This is a genomic window from Flagellimonas sediminis (assembly GCF_010500845.1).
Taxonomy (GTDB): domain Bacteria; phylum Bacteroidota; class Bacteroidia; order Flavobacteriales; family Flavobacteriaceae; genus Flagellimonas; species Flagellimonas sediminis.
Window position 1 is genome coordinate 323,133 of record NZ_JAAAMI010000003.1, and the last position, 21,928, is coordinate 345,060.

Here is a 21,928-nt window from a genome sequence, read left to right on the forward strand (position 1 = left end):
TAACATTTACTAATGGAATACGAAGAAATACCACATAACCCTTCGCCTGAAAAGCTGTCGCTGGGGGAGACGACCCCTCTTGAAGAGAAAATAACGGGTCTGCTTGGGCTAGTACTCTATGGGGAAGACTATGATCTGGCCATGGAGAAATCGCTGGAATTTTCCAACTCACCTGACAACCTGCTCAAAGGTTGTGCGTTTATTTGCTTTGGTCATTTGGCCCGATTGTATGGAAAACTGGACTTGGAAAAGGTCATCCCCATTTTTAAGGCTAATCAACATACGGAAGACCCTGTTTTGAAAGGAAAAATGGAAGACGCCATCAGTGACATAACCTTTTTTTTAAAGGTGGAGGATTTGTTTCTCTAAAATTAGAGAGCATAATAATTGAAGTTTTGGAAAGTTCCGATATAAAAACGTAGGGGTTTATCACATATAAGGCAACTATTCAAGTTTTACCTTAATTTGATTTATCATTAATTACAAAGGCTTCTATCAACATAGGTTTTATTACCGTTACTGTTAATGTAATAACAACCTCCTCTGGGCCCTCTAATGTATCTTCTAGAAGTTGAATAACTTTTAGTTCTTGTTGAACTTTTGTAGCTTGATGTTGGTGGATTCGAGCTTTTTTCTTTTGTTAGACTATTTGTACTTGGAGAAATCGAATTTTGGGCTGCTTTTGACTTAGAATAGTTAGTATAATACTGAAAAACGTAACCTTCACCATATTCTGAATTTACCTTAAGATAGGCTTCTTCTTTTGATATTAAATAGATTTTGGTATTAACTGGCAATTCTACTATTATCTCACTTAAGGCTCCAGATCCTATCCGTAGTACTGCACCACGCTTGGTAAACAGAATTTGATTGTTGGAAATTGTAACCTTTTCGATTTCAATGTCCAGGGCTTTCTGAATTCGTTTTAATGAATCATTCCAGAATTTAATATTTTCTTCGACAAGAACCTTATCCTTGGATAATTTATCAATGTTTTGAATTTGTGAAAAGCCAATAATTGGTATTAAATAAAAAAAGATAATAAAACACTTCATTAATGACGGGGTTAAAATCAAAGAAAAGATAAGATTTTTCTTAAAGAATCAGTGCTTAATGAACTGTTTTATAATCCTTTACTTGAAAATTTTTTACAATATGATAAAAGGGAAGATTACAAGGGAAATACAAGGTAACAATAACAAAAAATCCCTAATAACCAATAGGTTAAAAGGGATTTCTGTACTCGAGGCGGGACTTGAACCCGCACGGCCAAAAAGGCCACAGGATTTTAAGTTCTGCTCTTTTTGAATTGATATGGTGTTATATGGCTTTATAATCAATTGATTATGTATTAATTATAAATTTTTCAAATTATAAAATTATGAATAAAACAGTAATATGTTGTACCTATGTTGTACCTTTGAGTCAAATCTCACGGCAATGGCATCAAGTATAAAGGTAACCCTTCGCAAAAAACCGAACAAACAGGGTGAGTATCCGCTTGTCCTTCGTATTACCAAGGATAGACGCTCTACCTATCTCTATACTGGTCAATACATAGACCTTAAATATTGGGATGAAACTAATAGAACCGTACGCAAATCACATCCTAATGCGGTACGATTAAATAATCTGCTGTTAGTCAAACTAGCCGAAGCAAATAAAACCCTTCTTGCTTTGACCTCCGAAAAAAATGATTATTCTTCCCAATCCATAAAAAAAGAAATTACTACGCCTTTGTCGAAGGTTACCTTCAAACAAATGGCCGATGCTTATCTGGAAGAACTCAACGCAAACAAAAAAATCAATCGATATAATACCGATAAGGCGCGTATTAATCATTTATTGCGCTTTGCTCAAAATAATTATCTGACTTTCAGAGAAATCGATGAAGCGTTTCTTAGACGCTTTATAAGCTATTTGAAAGGCGAAAAAAAGCTTTCTCCTCGTAGCGTGATTAACACCTTGATCGTGATACGAACGCTTTATAATCGGTCGATTAAACAAGGTGTTATTGAGCGCAAACATTATCCCTTCGGTAAGGATAAAATCCGAATTAAGTTTCCTGAAACTGAAAAAGTCGGTTTGAACAAAGATGAGATACAGGCTATTGAGGCACTAGATGCCCTTACGGCACAGGAAGCCCATGTGCGTAACGTTTGGCTTTTCAGTTTCTATTTGGCGGGGATGCGAGTTGGCGATGTAATCAATATTAGGTGGTCCGATATCTATGATGGTCGCTTACATTATCGCATGAATAAGAATGCAAAGCTTTTATCCTTGAAACTTCCCGAAAAGGTTATCCCAATAATTGGGAACTACAAGGAAGATAAAAAAAGCGAGGATGATTTTATTTTTCCCGAAATGAAAAAGGCAAATTTGAAAAATGCTCGGGACGTATTGGCTAAAACAAAAACGGCTACCAAAAAATTTAATAAATACCTTTCAAGAGTTGCGGATAAAGCGAAAATTGATAAAAAACTGACCATGCATATTGCACGCCATAGTTTTGGTAATATAGCAGGGGATGCCATTCCGCTTCAGATGTTGCAAAAATTGTATCGCCATACCTCCATTACCACTACAATAAACTATCAAGCGAACTTCATGCATCAAGATACAGATGATGCCCTTGATAAAGTGATTAATTTTTAACTTTTGTTAAAATATTTTTCTAAATTTTCCTTTTCATTTGCCAAATCCAAAAGATTTGTCAGACTTCACAAACTCCCAAGCCTGCGGGCATAGCACTTACTATCCTGTTTGGTGGATCATTGTTACGGCCTGGGCTTTCTCCGGCCTAATTGCCCATTCTCGCATCAACAGTTCATAACCATTTCCGGTTTTTCCAATCAATTCTTTTTTTTTTTTTTTTTTTTGGCTCTATTGAAATTTTGAGAAGTTGTTTTGAGAAAATAGATTCCAAGTTGATGTCACTATAGCTGTTTATTCTTGTTTTAGACCAGATGAATTTTTGATCGAAAATTAATTTTATCAAATTATTTAGAATCAGTACAAATAATATGGGATGTGATATTTGTTTTGCTAAATAAATGTCATATTCGTAATTTCAGTACTTTCATTATAAATAACTAGCAACTTATGGCAAATGTACTATGGTTACAAGGAGGTGCATGCAGTGGCAACACCATGTCCTTTTTGAACGCCGAGGAACCGACCGTGGTGGAACTCATTACAGACTTTGGTCTGAACATTTTGTGGCACCCGACAACAGGCTTACAGATAGGGGACCAGGTTCAGGATCTTCTAAAAGACATTATTGCCGGTAAAGTTCAAATGGATATCCTTGTGTATGAAGGTTCCCTTATCCAAGGTCCGAACAACACCGGTTCTATGAATTTCTTTGCCGACCGTCCTATGATGGAATGGGTGAAGGAATTATCTAAAGTGGCAGGTTACGTGGTCGCCATCGGTGATTGTGCTACCTGGGGCGGTATTCCGGCGGTCCCTCCAAACCCTAGTGAATCTACAGGATTGCAATTCCACAAAAAGAAAAAGGGTGGTTTTTTGGGTGCCAACTACGTTTCAAAAGGCGGTTTGCCGGTAATCAATATACCTGGTTGTCCGGCGCACCCGGATTGGATTACCCAGATTCTCGTTGCCATTTCCGTGGGAAGAATCGGGGATGTGAAAATTGATGATTATCATAGACCCAAGACATTCTTCACCGATTTTGTACAAACGGGCTGTACGAACGTCGTAAACTTTGCACAAAAAGTGGACGGTGGCTTCGGTAAGCGTGGCAACGGATGCCTATTCTATGAAGTAGGCTGTAGGGGGCCGATGACCCGGGCAAGTTGCAATAATATATTATGGAACAGACAGTCGAGCAAAACGCGGGCCAATCACCCTTGCCTGGGCTGTACGGAACCTGGTTTTCCACATCACGACCTGAAAAAGGGAAGTATTTTTAAGACCATGAAATATGTGGGAGGCTTCCCTATGGAAGTGCCCACGGGAAGAAACAGGGTGGCCTATTATCTGGAGGCCGGTTTCCAAAAGATAATGCCAACCAATCATAGGGTCCAGGAAGGTTCAAAATAATAGCAACGAAAAAGTACAGCAAATGTCAGTTAAAGAATTAAATATATCCCCGGTCGGTCGTGTAGAAGGCGATTTGGACGTCAAGGTCTATATCGATAACGGTAAGGTGACCCGTGCACATACCCAAGCGGCCATGTTCAGGGGGTTTGAGAAGATAATGGAAGGCAAGGACCCGCAATCGGGTCTTATCGTGACGCCAAGGATCTGTGGGATCTGTGGAGGATCCCACCTATATTGTGCGTCTTCCGCCCTTGATACTGCATGGGGAACCAAGTTGACCCCCAATGCCCTGTTATTACGTGCCATTGGCCAGGCTTCCGAAACATTGCAAAGTATTCCAAGATGGTACTATGCCATTTTTGCTACCGATTTGGCCAATAAAAAGTTTGCCGATAAACCGCTTTACAAGGAGGTGGTAAAACGTTGGGCAGCCTATGTGGGCGAAACCTTCCAAACAGGATTGACGGCGAGTGCTCTTCCTGTTCAGATCTATGCATTGTTCGGTGGGCAGTGGCCCCATTCGAGCTACATGGTGCCCGGTGGCGTTATGTGCGCCCCTACCTTAAAGGATATCACCCGGGCACATGCCATTTTGGCGCAGTTCAAGAACGATTGGCTCGAACCGGTCTGGTTGGGCTGCTCCATCGAGCGTTATATGGAAATCAAGACGTGGGACGATATGTTGGCCTGGGTAGATGAGAATGAATCCCAACGAAATAGTGATTTAGGATTATTTATACGAGCTGGTCTGGAGTTCGGATTGGATAAATTCGGTCAGGGAGTAGGTAAGTTTTTGGCAACGGGAACGTACCTGCACAAAGATATGTACAACAATCCTACGATCGAGGGCAGAAATGCCGCTTTGATTTCGTCTAGCGGATTCTTCGATGGAGAAAATTACCATGAGTTCGATCACTTGAAGGTAAGTGAGCATGTGAAGCATTCATGGTTCAACAATCAAGCGGATGGGCTGCACCCGTGGGATGAACCGCTTCCTACACCGGCCCAATCGAGCACTTTAGAGCATACAAATTTCGATGGCCAGTATAGTTGGGCAAAAGCACCTCGTTATGACGGGCATGCGGCAGAGGCCGGTCCTTTGGCAAGGGTGGTCATGAACGCCAATCCGAATAACAAGGAACATCAAATTAGAGACCCCTTGTTTGGTGATATCATTAAAAAACTCGGTCCAAGCGTATTTACAAGGGTCTTGGCCAGGGTTCATGAAGCCCCGAGAATCTATAAGTTCATTGAACAATGGCTGTCGGAGATCGATCTTGATGGGGAGTTTTATACAAAACCCGTTGAAAAGGATGGCAAAGGTTTTGGTGCCACGGAAGCGGCCCGTGGAGCATTGGCCCACTGGATAGAAATAAAGAACGGGGTCATCAAAAACTATCAGGTAATGGCACCAACCACTTGGAATGTCGGCCCACAGGATGGCAATGATAATCCGGGCCCTATAGAGACCGCATTGCTGGGCACGACCATTGAAGATCCGCTCGACCCTGTTGAGGTGGGTATAGTGGCTCGCTCGTTCGATTCGTGTTTGGTATGTACGGTACACGCACATGATGCGCAGAGCGGAGTGGAGCTGTCAAGGTTCAAACTATAATTTCTGACATATAGTTTTATTGGGACTTTCCCGAGGGACAACCTTGGGAAAGTTTTTGATTTAATGGAAATCGGATACATATGAAGACGGCTATAATGGGTTTTGGAAATCCCGTTCGAAGCGATGATGCGGTGGGTATTTATGTAATCGAGCAGCTTCGCGGGAAACTTTCCGAATCTGAAGACATCAGCATTTTTGATATGGGTACCGCGGCCTTCGAAGTATTGTTCGGGTTAAAGGGGCATGGCCGAATTATTTTGGTCGATGCGGTTTTGAACAGTGGCGAACCGGTGGGAACCCTATTCAAACTGCCTGCAGAAGAAGTAATGAAAGCCCCTGAGGACGACCCGATGGTCTTTCTCCACGGAATGAAATGGAACCAGGCGCTGTCGTATGCGAAAAAGATTTTGCAGAACGAGTATCCGGATGATATTCAGGTGTACTTGATCGCGATCGAAAACACGAAACTGGAGGTGGATATAAGCGATAAGGTCAAGGAAGCCGGGAACAAAGTGGTACTGCATATTTTGGAGGATTTAAATCAATCGATCCCGACGTGAATGCCAAGGTAAAGCTGAAATCCTCGCACATTTATCTGGATAGTGGTTTGGTCGAAGCCATTTTTGGGGAAGTTAATTATGCATATATAGCCTATGTCGAGGAACAGCGGAAAATTTTGATTACGCCCGTTACCAGCCAATGGTTTGTTAAAATGTACAAGCCCGTCCAGTTTCTATTAAAATCCCGTAACTTAAAAGGCGATAAAACCTTGGCGATCCGGGAAATTTTGATAGATAATGACCTGGATACGGGCGATAGGGATTTGGAGTATGAAATCATAGAAAAAACAAGTTTGATAAAAGTGGGCATTTCATGACAAAAAAAGAAAATGACTGGCTTATCGATGCCGAGGTGCAGTACAGGATTACCCCTGTAAAAGGGCGTTGGGAAGTTTCGCTCATTTTTATCAATACCAGGGACCCTAACCAAGTTTTGATCCAGACCATAGGGGATTACAGAACGGAACGTTTGGCCGAAATTTATGGAAGGAACATGCAGCAGACGGCGGCCAAAGATCCAAGGGGCACACAAAAGGTAAACAAAGATGCTTACGATATTAACAACAACTAGCACGGGGCAACAGGTAGAGGAAGCGATTGCATCCATAGACAGGCTGGGCGAGCTGGTCACGATTGTTGAAGGGGCGGAGGCCGTTGAAGACCTGAAAAGTATGGTGGTAGAGACCGATACCATCAAAATTCCTTTTGATTGGTACGATGTGGAACCACCTTACGTGTTTCCCGAGCTTCCTTTTACCCGGAACAATGTACTTGCCTTGGTCTTTTATAAGATTGGCAACCATCAAAAAGCCTTTGAATTTGTAAACGAGGATGGCCCGTTATACCATCACCTTTTGATTGCGACACATATGCAATTCGGGTATGATATTTCCGAGGACATGCTTGGTTTCGCCCATAAGCATTCGTTGCATAATTTAGCGATACTCCATCACTATGGAGTATTACGGCAGAAGGCCGCGTTTTTAGAAATCAAGGCCCGATATACCGAGGCCTTGGACCGGGCGGAGAATGACGAGATAAAGGTTTTTACCGCCAAGCATTACCTGAATTTATTGTTGGATGCCGGTTTATTGTTGGATGCCGTTGAAGTGGCCAAAAACCATCGTGCGATCGCTATTTCGGATGAAGCCGTCCATGCGATGGAGGTGCATTTGGCCGCCATTCGAATGGCACGGCTCTCATTGCCCCATGACCATGCGTTGTTGGGCTCCCTTTTGGAACTGCAAATGCGTAATATAGCGTTTTACGAAACTAAAGGGCTCCCTATTCAAGCAGGACTTTTGTTGATCGATGCCGCGGAAGTCGCAAATTTTAAAGAAGATTTTATTACCTCTAAAGACCTCATAAACAAGGCCATTCAATACTTCAAGCAAGAAGATGTTCCCGAGTTTTTGGGCGAGGCGGGTTTTAAAAAGGCGGTGTTGCTCTATACCTGGTCCAAAAACGGCAGTCCCCAATATTATAAGGCGGCCATCAATGCTTTTCAAGACGTGTTGAAAGTGTTCAAGCGCGATACCCATCCACAAAAATTTGCCGATGTACATCACAATCTGGCACTGATCTATTCCGAGATTCCCGTGAGGCCCGAGGAAAAACCTATGTGGACCGCATTCTGTGCCTCTTCCTTTAAAGAGGTATTGGCTTTTTATACGAAAGAGGAATATCCGTACGAATACGCCATGGCGAACCATAATTATGCCACCGCTTTAATGTATTTTCCCCCTGCGAAGCTACATGACAATCTGGAAAAGGCATCGGGGCTTTTTGCCGAAGCATTGGAAATACGAACAGCCCAAGCGTATCCGTTGGAACGGGCATTGACCCTGATCAACCAATTGGAACTGTATTGGCTGACCCACAATAAGGACAGTTCGGAAGAATTGAGAAAGTATGAAGAAATGAAATCCAAGGCCGAAGAAATCAGAGGCTTGGTCAATGATCCCGATCTGATTGCCCAAGCCGATGATCATTTAAAGGAACTGGAAAAAGTCAAAAGCTTGATCTAATGCACGAGACATCCATTGTAAACAGCATTATGCGAACCCTTGAACAAGAGTTTGAAACGGAGAAGTTGAACAAGATGAAGGCCATTTATTTAAAGGTGGGAATTCTATCGAACATAGAGCCACGCCTTCTACATAATGCCTATAGCGCCTATCATTTGACGAATCCGGGGTATCATCATGTAAGCCTGCATATTGAATCGACCAGTCTTAAGATACAGTGCGAGGTGTGCAACCATATCACCGATGTTAAAAATTACCGGTTTATATGTGACCATTGCGGACGACCGAGCAAAAATGTGATCCAGGGGGAAGAAATGCTGATCCACAAAGTGGAGTTTGACGACTGACAAAAAATTGATTTAAAGAAAAGACCATGATAGAAAAATCTAACAAAGCGGCACGGGGCACCGTACAATGCGAAAACACCAACATCAACTTGCTGAAGGCGAATGATTTTGTGGCGGATATCATCAAAAAGGAAATGGCGAGGACCAAGACCCTTTTGATCAATATCACCTCCTCGGCAGGTAGCGGCAAGACCACCCTGATGCAAAAAACCGCAGAAAAGCTGAAGGACAAGATCAAGATGGCCGTTATGGTCGGCGACCTTGAAACCGAGCGCGATGCCCAGCGCATTCGCGAAACTGGAATTCAGGCCCTGCAGATCGTTACCGGGGGCATTTGCCATTTGGAAGCGCAAATGGTCCATCAGGTGCTCGATCAGTTCGATCTGGAAACAATCGATCTCTTGTTCATTGAAAATGTAGGCAATCTGGTGTGCCCTTCTTCCTTTGATCTGGGAGAGGATTATCGGGTGACCCTGATGGCGACCACGGAAGGGGACGATAAGCCCAAGAAATACCCAAAGATGTTTTTGACCAGTGATATGATGTTGGTCTCCAAGGCCGATCTGTTGCCCTATGTTCCTTTTTCGGTGGAGGCCGTTACCAAAGACGCGCGGGAGGTCAACCACGAACTGGAAGTCATTCAGATTTCATCACTTACCGATGAAGGAATCGATGAATGGTGCGACTGGCTACTTGAAAAAGTACAAGAGAAGAAAGCATAATGCCTGAATGCCACAAACATTTCAACTTATTATTTCAGGTCAGGTTCAAGGGGTGGGTTTCCGCCCCTTTGTGTATCAGCTTGCGCGAAAACTCGATCTAAAGGGCTCGGTCTGCAATAACGAAAACGGGGTGTTGATCTTGATCAATGCATCTCGGGAGCGGGCCGTTGAATTTCTAAATGCTGTATTGGAGAAGGCCCCGGAGGCTTCGATCGTTCAATCCCATTCCATTTTGGAAACGGATCAACTGCAATTTGATGATTTTCAGATAACCACCTCGAAAACCCTACATCAAATTGACATACCATTGACCCCCGATTTTGCGATATGCGAATCGTGTAAAACCGAGATCAGGGATACGAGCGATTCCCGGTTCGGTTATCCTTTCACTACCTGTACGAACTGTGGCCCCCGGTATGCGATAACCACGAAATTCCCTTTTGAGAGGGAACATACAACGGTTGCCTCGTTTCAAATGTGTGCGTCATGTCAAGAAGAATATTCCAATCCCGCTGATCGAAGATTTCATTCACAGACCAACAGTTGTGCGGAATGTGGCATACGACTTTGGCTCACAAGCGCATCGGGAGAACCGGTTTCCGTCGTTCGGAGTGAACTTTTAAAAAAGACTTCCGGACTTATTTCCGACGGAAATATCATCGCCATTAAGAATACCAACGGGTATCTATTGTGCTGCGATGCCGGTAACAAGGCGGTTATTGAGCGTTTGCGAGGTAAAAAGCAACGCCCTGCAAAACCCTTTGCCCTTTTGTATCCTTCCCTGGAAAGGGTCAAAAACAATTTTGAACTGAACTCCGCAGAAGAGCAAGCCTTGTTATCCCCCGTCGCTCCCATTGTGATTTTGAACCCAAAGGATGAAATCAAAGGGCTGGAACAAGAAAGTATCGCCCCAGGATTGGGACAATTGGGGGTTATGCTCCCCTCATCGGCGTTATTGACCCTTTTGATGGATGAGTTACAGGCCCCGATAATCGCCACTAGTGGAAATATGCATGGTTCCCCGATCATTTCTTCGGAAAAAGAGGCCGTTGGGAAATTGTCCGAAGTTGCCGATTATTTTTTGCACCACAATCTGGAAATTTCGTTTCCACAGGATGATTCCGTCATTCGGTTCGCGGGTGAACAACAGATCATGCTCCGGCGTTCCCGTGGATCGGCACCTAATTATATGGGGCGGTCCTATTCGGGCAAAAAGAAAGTTTTGGCAATGGGGGCCCATCTGAAAAGCTCGTTTGCCTTCGTTCCCAATTCCCATACGTATGTAAGTCCGTATTTTGGAAACCTGGACAGCTATGACGTTTCGGAACGGTTAAAAAAAAACATCCATCAATTCATACAACTATTTCAAACATTGCCCGAGGTTGTTTTGATCGATTCGCATCCCCAGTATCAAAGTAGCGTTCTTGGAAGGGAATTGTCTAAAGTATGGAATGCGGAGCTTATCCCGGTCCAGCATCACAAAGCCCATTTTGCCAGCGTATTGGGCGAACACGGTCTTTTCGATTCCAAGGAAAAAATACTGGGTGTCGTCTGGGACGGCACCGGATTTGGGGAAGATGCCGCTATTTGGGGAGGGGAGTTTTTTTCGTATGATAATTACGAAATGAAACGCCTGGACCATTTCGAATATGTGGATTGGCTGGCGGCGGATAAAATGGCAAAAGAACCCCGGCTGTCATTGCTCGCCATGCTTCCTGAAGAAGAAAGGGGCCTTGCGCGGGGCAAGTTTTCCGAAACGGAATGGAAGGTCTATACCAAAATGTTGGAAGGTAATAAACTGAAAACCTCCTCAGTGGGGCGATTGTTCGATGCCGTTGCATCCCTTTTGGATACTGTCGATATTGCTTCGTATGAAGGGCAGGCCGCCATGCTATTGGAAAATAGGGCAGGAGATTGCAAAGGAGATGGATGTATTGATTTTTTGGAAGGTGTGGCCTACGAGACCATTCCCTCTAAAAAGCTCATCAAAAACATTTGGAAAGCAAAAGAAGCGGGAGTTTCAAAGGCCCATATTGCCCATAGTTTTATCCATACCCTGGCATTGGCCGTCCTGAAAATGGCCAAACAAGGTGGCTATTCCATAATAGCATGCAGCGGGGGTGTTTTTCAAAATGCCCTGCTGGTCGAAAAGCTCGTGAAATTGGCGGAAAAGGCCAAAGCCGATTTAAAATTTAATCGTATATTGTCTAGTAACGACGAGAACGTTTCGTTTGGTCAGTTAGCTTATTATCAGCATATTAAAAAATAGATTATGTGTTTGGCGATTCCAGGAAAAATTAAAAGTATAGAGACCAGGTACAATGGTACGGTACGGATGGCAAAAGTGTCGTTCGGGGGCATTACCAAAGAGGCAAGCCTCGAAATGTTACCGGATGCCGATGTCGATGATTATGTGCTGGTGCATGTTGGCGTTGCGATCAGCAAGGTCAACGAGGAAGAAGCGCAAAAAACGTTCCGGTATTTGGAAGAGATCGGCGAATTGGGCGAATTGGAAGATGTAGATGAGTATTTACCTAAACCGGAATAACGATGAAGTACCTATCGGAATATCGCGACCCTGAATTGGCGAAAAAATACTTGGAGGAAATCAAGAATACGGTTTCCCGCCCGTGGTCGATTATGGAGGTCTGCGGCGGCCAAACGCACAGTTTGGTGAAGAACGGCATCATCGAAATGCTGCCCGATAAGATTACCATGATCCATGGGCCCGGTTGCCCGGTCTGTGTGACCCCTTTGAACCTGATCGACAAAGCGGTTTATCTGGCCTTGGAAAAAGGGGTCGTCCTATGTTCTTTTGGCGATATGCTCCGGGTTCCCGGATCGCAAAAAAGTTTGTTGGAGGCCAAGGCCGAAGGTGCCGATGTACGAGTGCTCTATTCTCCGCTTGAGGCTGTAAAGATTGCCGAGGATAATCCTGATAAAGAGGTGGTTTTCTTTGCTGTCGGTTTTGAAACCACGGCTCCGGCCAATGCCCTGTCCGTTGTGCATGCGCATCGAAGGGGCGTAAAAAACTATGCGATCTTGGCATCGCACGTACTGGTTCCCCCGGCGATAAAGGCCGTGATCGACGATGAGGAAAGCAAGATAGACGGATTTTTGGCCGCAGGGCACGTTTGTACGATCATGGGCAATACCGAATACCATCCGTTGTCGGCAACATATAAAGTACCGATAGTGGTCACCGGTTTTGAGCCTTTGGACGTTTTGCAGGGGATCTTAATGGTCGTGCGGCAATTGGAGCAGAGCAGGTCACAAGTCGAAAATCAATATGCGCGTATCGTTCGTGAAGAAGGAAATCCCGATGCGCAAAAGATCATCAATGAGGTCTTTGAAATCCGTAATCAGGTGTGGCGCGGTATTGGTGAAATACCCGATAGTGGCTACGCCGTTCGTGAAAAGTATGCGGCCTACGATGCGACCAAAAAGTTCGATGTTGCCATAAAGGAAGCCCCCGAGAACCCACTCTGTATTTCAGGGCAAATTATGAAGGGAATCAAAAAACCTTTCGAATGTTCGCAATTCGGGAAAACGTGCAAGCCTACGAATCCGCTGGGCGCCCCGATGGTAAGCAGTGAAGGGGCCTGTGCCGCTTATTACCATTTTTCAGGGATGGTAGAAGCCTAATCGATCTAGAAATAAATGTCGGAGAATAAAAAATTACGCATGCAACTGCAATGCCCTATGCCCAAACTCGACTTTGATGTCATTACGTTGGGGCATGGAAGCGGTGGGGTATTGACCAATAAGCTATTGGATAGCGGGGTTTTTGACCTGTTGGGCAATGATATACTCGATGAACGCCATGATGGGGCCTTTTTGGAACTGCACGGTAAGACCGCTTTTTCAACGGACAGTTTTTTGGTTTCCCCTATCTTTTTTCCGGGGGGTAACATCGGCGAACTGGCCGTAAACGGTACGGTCAACGACCTGGCAATGTGTGGGGCAATGCCCAGATATTTATCTTTGAGCTTCATTATCGAAGAAGGGCTTCCCGTAAAGGAATTTTGGGAGATACTGGTCGCCATTAAGTTCGCGTGCGAGAGGGCCGGTGTTCAGGTGGTCACGGGAGATACCAAAGTGGTCGAAAAAGGAAAAGGGGACAAATTATTCATCAATACCTCTGGTGTCGGTCCCATTCATCCCAAGGCAACGATCGGCGCAAAGAATATTCAAATGGGCGATAGAATAATCATAAGTGGCAATATTGCTGCCCACGGTATGGCCATTATGTCTGTTCGGGAAGGTCTGGAATTCGATTCCGAGATCCGGAGCGATACCACCAACCTGAACCATTCCGTTATCGGCCTTATCGAAAAGTTCGGTCCGGATATTCATTTATTGACCGATCCGACCCGGGGCGGTGTCGCGACCGTGTTAAAGGAAATCGCCCGATCAACGGGGGTAGGCATGGATATTTTTCAAAAGGACCTGCCAATCGATGATCAGGTGGCAAACGCATGCGAACTGTTGGGCCTGGATCCTTTGTACGTTGCCAATGAGGGACTTTTTATCGCTTTTGTTTCCGAGGCCAGGGCCGATGCCGTTTTGGCCGAATTGCGAAAGGATGAAAATGGACGGAATGCCCAAATTATAGGAAGCGTAGTCAAAGAACACCCCAAGCAGGTCATACTGGAAAGTGCCATTGGCGGCAAGCGCGTGGTCAATATGCTGCCCGGGGAGCAACTGCCCAGAATCTGCTAGCATGAACTTTGAAACCCTCGGTCGGCACGTCAGCGATTCCTATGTTTTTAAAGGTTCCCAAAAGATGCCCTTTTTGGCACCACGGGGGGTATATACTGCAAAAAATCACCTCTTTGTTTCCGACACCGGACGGAACCGTGTTTTCATTTGGAACGGACTGCCAACTGCCGAATATCAAGAACCCGATGTTGTATTGGGCCAGTCCGATGTATCGGAAACCGGGAGAAATTCCGGCGGCCAAGTGACGGCAGGTACGTTGCATTATCCCTCGGGAATCTGGAGCAACGGAACGTTGCTGATCGTTTGTGACGCCTGGAACCATCGGGTGCTTATTTGGAATTCGTTGCCCAGGGAAAACGGACAACCGGCAGATGTGGTCATAGGACAGCCCGATTTTATATCGAACCTACCCAATGTACGTGGGATCGGTAAAGACCCAACGGCACGAACCCTACATTGGCCCTATGGTGTTTTCTCCGATGGCGGGCGGCTATGGATCGCCGATACGGGAAATCGTAGAGTATTGTATTACGGGAATATCCCCAAAACCAATTATGTGCCTGCCGATAAGGTCATCGGGAAAGCCGACTTTATGACTCGTGATTATGGGCACCGTGATCCCATTTGGCCGTATTCCGTCAAGGTGAACGGTAAAAATCAAATGGTAGTTGCCGATACCCAATTTTATAGGAACCTCCTTTGGAAAAATGCGGACGAAGCTTTTTTGAAACCGGCCGATCTGATCATCGGACAGCCCGATTTTGAGGCCAACGGACAAAATCAATTCGGATTGTTTCCCTCTTCAAGATCATTGAACTGGACGTACGATGCCTGTTTCCATAAGGACGGCCTTTTGGTGAACGACACGGGCAATAGCAGGATATTGTGGTTTGATAAGATTCCATCCGAAAACAATCCCGAAGCTGCTGCCGTTATAGGAAAACGGGATTTTAATACCGGGAGCGAGAACAAAGAGACCCTGATGGGAACTTCAAGCTCTTTGTACTGGCCCTTTTCAATCGCCACGGAAGAAGATCGGTTATTCATTGCCGATACGGGCAATCACCGTATCGTGATCACCAAGATGGATTTCTAGATACTGAGATAGATCCAATAGATTCCTATAACGATGGCGAACAGGCCTCCTGCCACACGAATGCCCCTGAAGAGGGAGATATTCCCCCGATTTTTTGAATAATTGGCGATCTGGCCGAGCAAATAGGTATAAACGGTCATGGCCAGTACCGTTCCAACGGCAAACCCCAAGATGTACTGAATGCCGTCGATATGATTTTCGAATCCCAGTACCGGAAGCAATAGAATAAAATGCGCGATTCCCGCCAGACCATGCAGAACGCCAATGGTAAAGGAAGACCATAGGTTTTGCCTGACCTTTTTACGATGGGTGTGGCCATGGTTCAGTTTGTTCTCACTATGTTCGTGCTCATGGATATGAATATAGGGCTGTTCACCGCCATGAATATGCGGATGCTTGTGGTTTTTTCCTTTATGGAAAATACCGAACAGGGCCCAAAGTCCCACGGCGATCAGTACGACCCCTACCAGTTGCTCGCTGTGGGCCGAAATCTTTTCTAGGGGAACATACTCCTTGAAGAGAAGAAAAAGCAGGCCTATGAGCAACATTCCGGTCAAATGGCCAAGCCCCCATAGCAGCCCGATTTTCCAGACCTTGCGCCGGGTCTCGATAGCCAAAGGAGTGACTGCGGCCAAATGGTCGGGGCCCGAAACTACGTGTAGGACCGAAGCCGCTATACCGGCAAATAATGGAAAGTTGATCATCTGTTTACAAAAGGACAATGTAGTGAAATTTCCGGAAAAACGGATTTACTTCCCCCCGATGCAATACCTTATAATAAGGTGGACAACCAATTGCGGTTGAATCGTAAGATATTGAAGGAATACAATAAAGGCGGGAAGGTGACCATTAGGGCAAAGGTCCTACTGGAACTTGGTTTCGATCCGAGGTTCTTTACACACTATTGGAAAAATAAAAAGGGGAGGTCTATCTCTTTATTTATGAATATGGGTTTTTGAAAAAGGAAGAAAACGGCAAGGACAAGTATGTGTTGGTCACATGGCAGGATTATATGGCATGATATAATGGGCCGGCGCCTACGGGGTCGGTCAAGAGGATTATTGGTGGATCTGCCCCAAGCCCCTGCGGAAGCTGAAAAACCTCCGCCTCCAAGCCCGACCGTTCGGGCGACCTTCGCCCGCCCGTACACCGTCGGCTTTCCACCTTCGGTTTCCAGCTCCCTCGGTACAGCACGAAAGCCCAACCGGCCAAAAGGGCCGTTTGACCTTTTTCCTCCCTGGCCACAAAAAAGGGGGGTAAATGATTACTTCCCAACTTTCCCAAAAAAAATTTGATGACAAAACCTGTACCCATAAAGCCTTATTTGGTTCGATATGATATAACGACAAAGCCGATCGGTTCCAAATGGTCTTATATGGTTCTATATTTTCAATTTAAACAATTGATAATCAATTATATATATAAAAATAAATGTCTATATTTATCCACGTAGGTGGATAGCAAGTGATGTTTTGCGCACCGCAAAAACGCCTACTTCTGACGAAGTGAAAACAGATAAAAACTGGGTCAAGAAATGGCTAGCAACAAAGGTGGTAGAAAACGTCTCGGGGACAGGAAAAGGGAGCATGCCATAACGCTTCGGTTCAACGGTACGGAACTGGAAAAGGTCAAGTCCATATTGCAATCCTATAATCTCGATTTTAGGAAAAGGGGAACGGTCGGTCCCTTCCTGAGAAAATTGATTTTGAACGGAAAGACCATAAAGCAGAAACAGGTTCCCGACGGTCTTTCCAACCTCAGTTACCAGATCAATAGGATAGGCGCCAACATCAACCAACTCGTCAAAATAGCGAACTATAAGAACATGCGAAGCCCGAACTCGAACCTCGAAAGGGAATTGCAAAAGGCCAACGAATTGATGCTCGAACTGATAGAAACGATAAACGCCAAAAACCAGAAATGATAGCGAGGATCCTATATCGGGAAAATGTACAGGGCGTACTGGACTATGTAACGGGCAAATCGCAAAGCACCATACTCGGTTTTCAAAATACCTATTCCGATACCGACACGGACATGAAGTTTTTCGGCAGGGTACTCTACCATCTGGGCAATCGCCACGATTCCGAAAAAAGGTATACGCACATCTCCCTCAACCTTCCCCGTGGCGAGCATTTGAACGACACCGACTTTTTCGAGCTCTCCAAAAATTATATGGACCATATGGGCTATGGCGAACAGCCCTATGTGGTCATCAGACATCACGATACCAAACATGAGCATGTGCATATCGTCTCTTCCACCATCAAGGAAGACTGTTTGCAGATCAACCTTTCCAACGATATAAGGCGGAGCATAGCGACCCAGAAATACCTCGAAAAGGAATTCGGGCTTTCCCCGTCGCCAGATACGAAACAGACCAAGAAACTTCCCAAATACGAAATGCCAGAATTTCGGAACCGGGACATCAACGGGGTCAGGTTCTATATACAGGACATAACGAACATCGCTTTGCAAAAGTACAAGGTGCGCAGTTTTGAGGAACTTAAGGAACACTTAAAGAATCATCATATCGAATTAAGGACGGTCGAGCGGAACGGCAGGATAGGAGTGTCCTATGGAGTCGCGGTAAAGGATGGCTATAAATCAAGGTTCATCAACGGGTATACCGTCCATCCCCAATTGAGCGGTCCAAAACTGCAAAAGGTCTTTGAACGGAACCAAAGCTCGAAACTGTTGCCGATGGTCAAAAAACGGCTGGAAAAACAACTACAGACCACTTACGGACTTTTCAGGACGATAGACCCCGAACATTTGCCAGACATCTTGGGAGCCTATCAAAACCTGGATTGCAAGATCGAATATGACAGGGAAGAAAATGCCATAGACTTTACCATTTATGACAAGTCGGGCTACGTCCTCAGAGCGGAAGAAATAGCACACACTATCGGAATCCGTCAAAACCCTCAACTCTTCAAGACCGAACACACCCAGATAAACGGGGAAAGCAAGCAGCTAAAACTGGAACTTCAAAAGTGTTACAAGGAAGCCTATAAGGACACCTATCATAGTTCGGGGAGGCAGTTTCTTTTCTCCGAACATATTGAAAAGATGCCCATAAAACCGATAGTAACGGAAATGGTCAAATCTGAACGTTTCCAATTTATCAAAAAGTATCTGCATATCAGCAACCAAGAATTGAGCAAACTGATACGGGAACAATTCAAAATCTCAAAGGACAAGCTGTACGTTTCGGAATCGGTCAAGGAAGAACAGCAGTTAAAAGGGAAGGTCGAACTTATAAAACAGGCTAGCGACAAGCGGTTATTCGATACGCCAAACCAACGGAAAATCCTTTTCGAGCTTGTTCGAAGCCTTGGCACCGATTATGGTAGTGGCGTTCTACGATATTCGAATTCCCATCGATATCAGGTCAAACTGAACTTGGGCCAAATAAAATTGCCCAAGCAAATCGACTTTTATGCTTCCCCTTTCTTCATAAAGGAGAACGAAAAAATATTGGACGGACTTCTGAACGACAATACCGAAAAAGAAATCCGCCCTAGCCCGACGGCGATATTTCTGCCATTGATGTTCCCGAACCTTTACGCGGCCATGGAACAAAGATACAGGCAACGGTTTGAACGGCTGGGCCTTAAATCCTATCATAAATATGCTGAACGTATACAGGTATCCTTCGAGAAATCCCCGAAAGATTATATAGAGTTTTTCAATGCCAAAGGATTCTATTTTGAAAGAAGGGAAGAGAGGCTTTGTGTCGGGTCGATATATTCCAAGTATCCGGTAAGCGTTCCGATCGCCACGAAAATACAAGCCTATCTGGAATCGTCGAAAGACCTGAATATGGTTTTGGACGGGCAACCGGAAATCTTGGAGAACATCGAGACATCCGGGCGGGACGATTTGAAAAGCCTTTGGGCCACACACTTAATAGAGCGGGGGCAGTACAAAAAGGCGGCCTATCTGTTCGTTTTGGACGGGGTAAGGCCCAACTTTCCCATACAAATTCTGGAACATCATATGGAAAACGGGTTGAAGGAGGCTTTGGTCTCGGTTTCCCAAAAACAGATGGCCAACGAACAGGCACGTATTTTACGTAAGGGAGTCTATGCTCTTGGAAATATATTGGGAGGCAAAGGCTACAAAGAGGAAGAACTTTTCAATGGGTTCAAGGACGAGTTCACGGATTTCTCGAAATATAAGGGGAACAGTCTAGGGTTTTGATACGGTCGAAGGATATAGTCCGAGAATTTTGCGCCCTAAGGGCGCTTTTGTGGGTAGGGAGAAGAAAGAAAAACGGAGATTAATTTAGTAATAGCATAAAATTTTAGCTGGAACAATCTAAAATTAAGATAGAAGCAGAAGATTAAAGCCGCGATTTGTTGTACCTATGTTGTACCTGATATAAAAAAGCCAAGGAGTTGAATCCTTGGCTTTTCCTTTGTACTCGAGGCGGGACTTGAACCCGCACGGGCAAATGCCCACAGGATTTTAAGTCCGGCGTGTCTACCAGTTCCACCACTCGAGCCTGGACTTGAAACAAAAAAACGCTGCAAGCAGCGTTTTTGAGCGAAAAACGGGATTCGAACCCGCGACCTCCACCTTGGCAAGGTGATGCTCTACCAACTGAGCTATTTTCGCATTTTAAAGAACTCTGCACTTTTTCTAAGCGCGGATGCAAATTTAATACAATTCTTTAAAATGTAAAGTGTTTTCAAAAAAAATATAAAGAGGAAAAACGACCAAATTTTACTTCACCCCCTTTCTTGAAATGCCAAATAGGGAGCCCTTTAGGGCTCTTTCCGCTTGATGACCTTGTCCTTCAGCACCTTGTCCTGTACCTGCTTGGCGTAATTTCGGCTTACGGGAATTTTATGGCCTTCTTCCAAGATCAGTTCGTGGTTCTCCAAAGACCGAATTTTGGCAATGGGCACAATGTACGATTTGTGTACCCGTATAAAGGCATCCGTGTCCAGATTTTCCTCAATGGTCTTTAACGGCATGAGACTCATGTGCTTGTCGGAAGTCGTGTGGATCAGCACATAATTTTCCAGGGACTTTACAAATAGGATTTCCGAGGTATAGATTTTTTGGTACCGCCCGTCGCACTTTACAAAAAAATAAGGTTGTTCGGTTATTGCCTCGGTAGGTTCCTGGGTGCCCGATTTATAGGAATGGTACCGCACTGCCTTGGTCACCGCCTTAAAAAAACGGTTGAAGGTGATGGGTTTCAACAGGTAATCGATCACATCAAACCGAAACCCGTCCAAAGCATAATTGGGGAAGGCCGTGGTGATGATGACCATGGGCAGATCGTGGCGGACTTTTAGAAAATCCAACCCAGTCAGATACGGCATCTGGATGTCCAAAAAGATGAGGTCAATGGCCTGTTTTTCCAACATTTGGTCCAGTTCCAGGGCATTTTCCACCGTGCACACCAATTCCAAATGGTCGATTACCTGCACGTATTCCTGCAGTACCTCCCTGGCGAGCGGTTCATCATCCACGATTATGCACTTCAGCTTTTTTGCCATTCCAGTTTCAATAGTACGGAAAATCTATCTTTTTGATCGTCAATAAGTAGCGAATGCGATTCTGGGTACAATAAATGCAGCCTACGTTCCACGTTGGTCAGTCCAATGCCCCTGGGCCGTTCATCCTCGTTGTTGAGTCCGTCGAGGCCTTTACTGTTTTCAATGTGTAATTTGAGATAGGCGTCGGTCACTTTCAGCGTCATCCGGATAAAATTGGGTTGCCCCTTTCCTTTGGAAACGTGTTTGAACGCATTCTCCACAAACGGAATCAGGATGAAGGGGGCAATCGATTTTTGATGCAGCGTCTGGTCCAAAATATCGAACTGCATTTCGGTATGTTCGGGGTCCAACCGCAGTTTTTCCAGGTCGATGAAGTTTTCAATGAACCGAAGTTCCTTTTCCAACGGAATCTGCTCATCGTTGCACTCGTACAATTGAAAGCGCAACATGTCCGAAAAATTGGCCAGCGATTCAGACGCCAGATCGGGGTTTTTATGGATCAACGCAAAAATGGAATTGATGGTATTGAACAAAAAATGGGGATTGATCTGCGATTTCAGGTATTTGAGCTCGGTTTCCAAGTGTTCCTTTTCCAATCGCAACCGCCTTTTCTCCGCTTGAAGCCAATTCTTGCCCAGTTTAATGCTCATCCCCAAGGTCATGCTGGCCATCGTGGAGGGCAAGGCCCACACAAAATAGATGGTAGTGAACTGGTTGGGATACACCCCAAAGAGCTCGAACAAGGTCTTTCCGGAGAGATAGGAAGCCAAAAAGTAACCGCTCACAATAAAGGCATTGCAGACCAAAATGGTAGCCAATACCGAAAAAATATAACTGGCATAGCGCCCGACATACAACAACTTTGGGATGAGGTAATACAGGTTGAAATACACCCCAATGATCTGAAAGATCACATAAAAATAGAATTTGAGGGAAGAGTCGCTGTGGAGCAAATACTCCCAAACCTCGGAAAGACTGCCCACGTTGATGGTAAGCCATACCAAATGATACCCCAACCAAAAGGGGATATGGTACAGTTTGAGTCGCAGGGCAGTCTTTTTCAGTCGGTTGAGATCCATCAACAAATTCATAAATCGGTACAAGTTACTTTTTTTGATTATGTGCCCGAACCAAATTGACGACCTGCCACAAATAATTGACGACCTGCATTTTGCATTATTATCTAGGAAAAGACGCAGGAAATCAATGAAGCATCCCCAGCGGTCAATCCAATTATGAAAGCATATTGAAGTGGCCT

Annotated in this window: 22 protein-coding genes and 2 tRNA genes; 17 read left to right on the top strand and 7 right to left on the bottom strand. The window is 44.9% G+C overall.

The genetic code is table 11. The features are described from left to right. Positions 1-12: 12 nt before the first annotated feature. The gene (locus tag GTK07_RS08345) at positions 13-369 is read left to right on the top strand and encodes a hypothetical protein (RefSeq protein ID WP_163634827.1); all 357 of its coding nucleotides are present in this window, start codon (positions 13-15) and stop codon (positions 367-369) included. 107 nt (positions 370-476) lie between these two features. Here the strand turns inward: GTK07_RS08345 and GTK07_RS08350 are convergent, their stop codons facing one another. Beyond that, positions 477-1,055 carry a hypothetical protein gene (locus GTK07_RS08350; protein WP_163634455.1) on the bottom strand — a complete coding sequence of 193 codons (579 nt, stop codon included), beginning with the start codon at positions 1,053-1,055 and terminating at the stop codon, positions 477-479. A gap of 385 nt (positions 1,056-1,440) precedes the next feature. On the opposite strand from GTK07_RS08350, the gene GTK07_RS08355 reads away from it, so the two are divergent. The 14 genes from GTK07_RS08355 to GTK07_RS08420 all read left to right on the top strand — a co-directional run bounded on the left by GTK07_RS08355 (position 1,441) and on the right by GTK07_RS08420 (position 15,154). Next, on the top strand, positions 1,441-2,655 hold the full coding sequence (locus GTK07_RS08355; protein ID WP_163634828.1) for a site-specific integrase: 1,215 nt from the start codon (positions 1,441-1,443) through the stop codon (positions 2,653-2,655). Positions 2,656-3,102: 447 nt separating this feature from the next. Continuing rightward, positions 3,103-4,065 carry an NADH-quinone oxidoreductase subunit B family protein gene (locus GTK07_RS08360; RefSeq protein WP_163634829.1) on the top strand — a complete coding sequence of 321 codons (963 nt, stop codon included), beginning with the start codon at positions 3,103-3,105 and terminating at the stop codon, positions 4,063-4,065. 22 nt (positions 4,066-4,087) lie between these two features. Then, complete coding sequence (locus tag GTK07_RS08365) at positions 4,088-5,680, top strand: nickel-dependent hydrogenase large subunit (protein WP_163634830.1); 1,593 nt, start codon at positions 4,088-4,090, stop codon at positions 5,678-5,680. An 80-nt stretch (positions 5,681-5,760) separates the two neighbouring features. Then, the gene (locus GTK07_RS08370; RefSeq protein WP_163634831.1) at positions 5,761-6,240 is read left to right on the top strand and encodes a hydrogenase maturation protease; all 480 of its coding nucleotides are present in this window, start codon (positions 5,761-5,763) and stop codon (positions 6,238-6,240) included. Continuing rightward, entirely contained in the window at positions 6,237-6,557 is a 321-nt protein-coding gene (locus GTK07_RS08375; RefSeq protein ID WP_163634832.1) for a hypothetical protein, read from the top strand. Before GTK07_RS08370 ends, GTK07_RS08375 begins: the two co-directional genes overlap by 4 nt. Beyond that, a complete protein-coding gene (locus GTK07_RS08380; protein ID WP_163634833.1) occupies positions 6,554-6,811 on the top strand; it encodes a hypothetical protein in 258 nt (85 codons plus the stop codon). Before GTK07_RS08375 ends, GTK07_RS08380 begins: the two co-directional genes overlap by 4 nt. Next, a complete protein-coding gene (locus tag GTK07_RS08385) occupies positions 6,786-8,267 on the top strand; it encodes a hypothetical protein (RefSeq protein WP_163634834.1) in 1,482 nt (493 codons plus the stop codon). Before GTK07_RS08380 ends, GTK07_RS08385 begins: the two co-directional genes overlap by 26 nt. After that, the gene (locus tag GTK07_RS08390) at positions 8,267-8,614 is read left to right on the top strand and encodes a hydrogenase maturation nickel metallochaperone HypA/HybF (protein ID WP_163634835.1); all 348 of its coding nucleotides are present in this window, start codon (positions 8,267-8,269) and stop codon (positions 8,612-8,614) included. Before GTK07_RS08385 ends, GTK07_RS08390 begins: the two co-directional genes overlap by 1 nt. A gap of 26 nt (positions 8,615-8,640) precedes the next feature. Continuing rightward, on the top strand, positions 8,641-9,336 hold the full coding sequence (hypB, locus tag GTK07_RS08395) for a hydrogenase nickel incorporation protein HypB (RefSeq protein ID WP_163634836.1): 696 nt from the start codon (positions 8,641-8,643) through the stop codon (positions 9,334-9,336). Positions 9,337-9,343: 7 nt separating this feature from the next. After that, complete coding sequence (gene hypF, locus GTK07_RS08400) at positions 9,344-11,605, top strand: carbamoyltransferase HypF (RefSeq protein WP_163634837.1); 2,262 nt, start codon at positions 9,344-9,346, stop codon at positions 11,603-11,605. A gap of 3 nt (positions 11,606-11,608) precedes the next feature. Further along, the gene (locus GTK07_RS08405) at positions 11,609-11,884 is read left to right on the top strand and encodes a HypC/HybG/HupF family hydrogenase formation chaperone (protein WP_163634838.1); all 276 of its coding nucleotides are present in this window, start codon (positions 11,609-11,611) and stop codon (positions 11,882-11,884) included. 2 nt (positions 11,885-11,886) lie between these two features. Then, positions 11,887-12,981, top strand: a complete 1,095-nt coding sequence (gene hypD, locus GTK07_RS08410; protein WP_163634839.1) for a hydrogenase formation protein HypD — start codon at positions 11,887-11,889, stop codon at positions 12,979-12,981. 39 nt (positions 12,982-13,020) lie between these two features. Then, complete coding sequence (gene hypE, locus GTK07_RS08415) at positions 13,021-14,058, top strand: hydrogenase expression/formation protein HypE (RefSeq protein WP_235932723.1); 1,038 nt, start codon at positions 13,021-13,023, stop codon at positions 14,056-14,058. Position 14,059: 1 nt separating this feature from the next. Further along, entirely contained in the window at positions 14,060-15,154 is a 1,095-nt protein-coding gene (locus GTK07_RS08420; protein ID WP_163634840.1) for an NHL repeat-containing protein, read from the top strand. Here GTK07_RS08420 and GTK07_RS08425 read toward each other — a convergent pair. Further along, complete coding sequence (locus GTK07_RS08425) at positions 15,151-15,858, bottom strand: urease accessory protein UreH domain-containing protein (RefSeq protein WP_163634841.1); 708 nt, start codon at positions 15,856-15,858, stop codon at positions 15,151-15,153. The two genes, GTK07_RS08420 and GTK07_RS08425, sit on opposite strands and share 4 nt — an antisense overlap. Positions 15,859-16,162: 304 nt before the next feature. Continuing rightward, positions 16,163-16,468, bottom strand: a complete 306-nt coding sequence (locus GTK07_RS08430; RefSeq protein ID WP_163634842.1) for a hypothetical protein — start codon at positions 16,466-16,468, stop codon at positions 16,163-16,165. Positions 16,469-16,688: 220 nt separating this feature from the next. On the opposite strand from GTK07_RS08430, the gene GTK07_RS08435 reads away from it, so the two are divergent. After that, positions 16,689-17,078 carry a hypothetical protein gene (locus tag GTK07_RS08435; protein WP_163634843.1) on the top strand — a complete coding sequence of 130 codons (390 nt, stop codon included), beginning with the start codon at positions 16,689-16,691 and terminating at the stop codon, positions 17,076-17,078. Then, a complete protein-coding gene (locus GTK07_RS08440) occupies positions 17,075-19,360 on the top strand; it encodes a relaxase/mobilization nuclease domain-containing protein (RefSeq protein WP_163634844.1) in 2,286 nt (761 codons plus the stop codon). Before GTK07_RS08435 ends, GTK07_RS08440 begins: the two co-directional genes overlap by 4 nt. 220 nt (positions 19,361-19,580) lie before the next feature. On the opposite strand, the gene GTK07_RS08445 is transcribed toward GTK07_RS08440, so the two are convergent. The 4 genes from GTK07_RS08445 to GTK07_RS08460 form a co-directional block, all read right to left on the bottom strand. Then, a tRNA-Leu gene (locus GTK07_RS08445) sits at positions 19,581-19,664 on the bottom strand. Between the two features lie 40 nt (positions 19,665-19,704). Next, positions 19,705-19,777, bottom strand: a tRNA-Gly gene (locus tag GTK07_RS08450). 149 nt (positions 19,778-19,926) lie between these two features. Then, positions 19,927-20,670, bottom strand: a complete 744-nt coding sequence (locus GTK07_RS08455) for a LytR/AlgR family response regulator transcription factor (RefSeq protein ID WP_163634845.1) — start codon at positions 20,668-20,670, stop codon at positions 19,927-19,929. Continuing rightward, complete coding sequence (locus GTK07_RS08460) at positions 20,655-21,773, bottom strand: sensor histidine kinase (RefSeq protein ID WP_203583756.1); 1,119 nt, start codon at positions 21,771-21,773, stop codon at positions 20,655-20,657. The genes GTK07_RS08455 and GTK07_RS08460 overlap by 16 nt, the downstream gene beginning before the upstream one ends. Between the last annotated feature and the right edge of the window lie 155 nt (positions 21,774-21,928).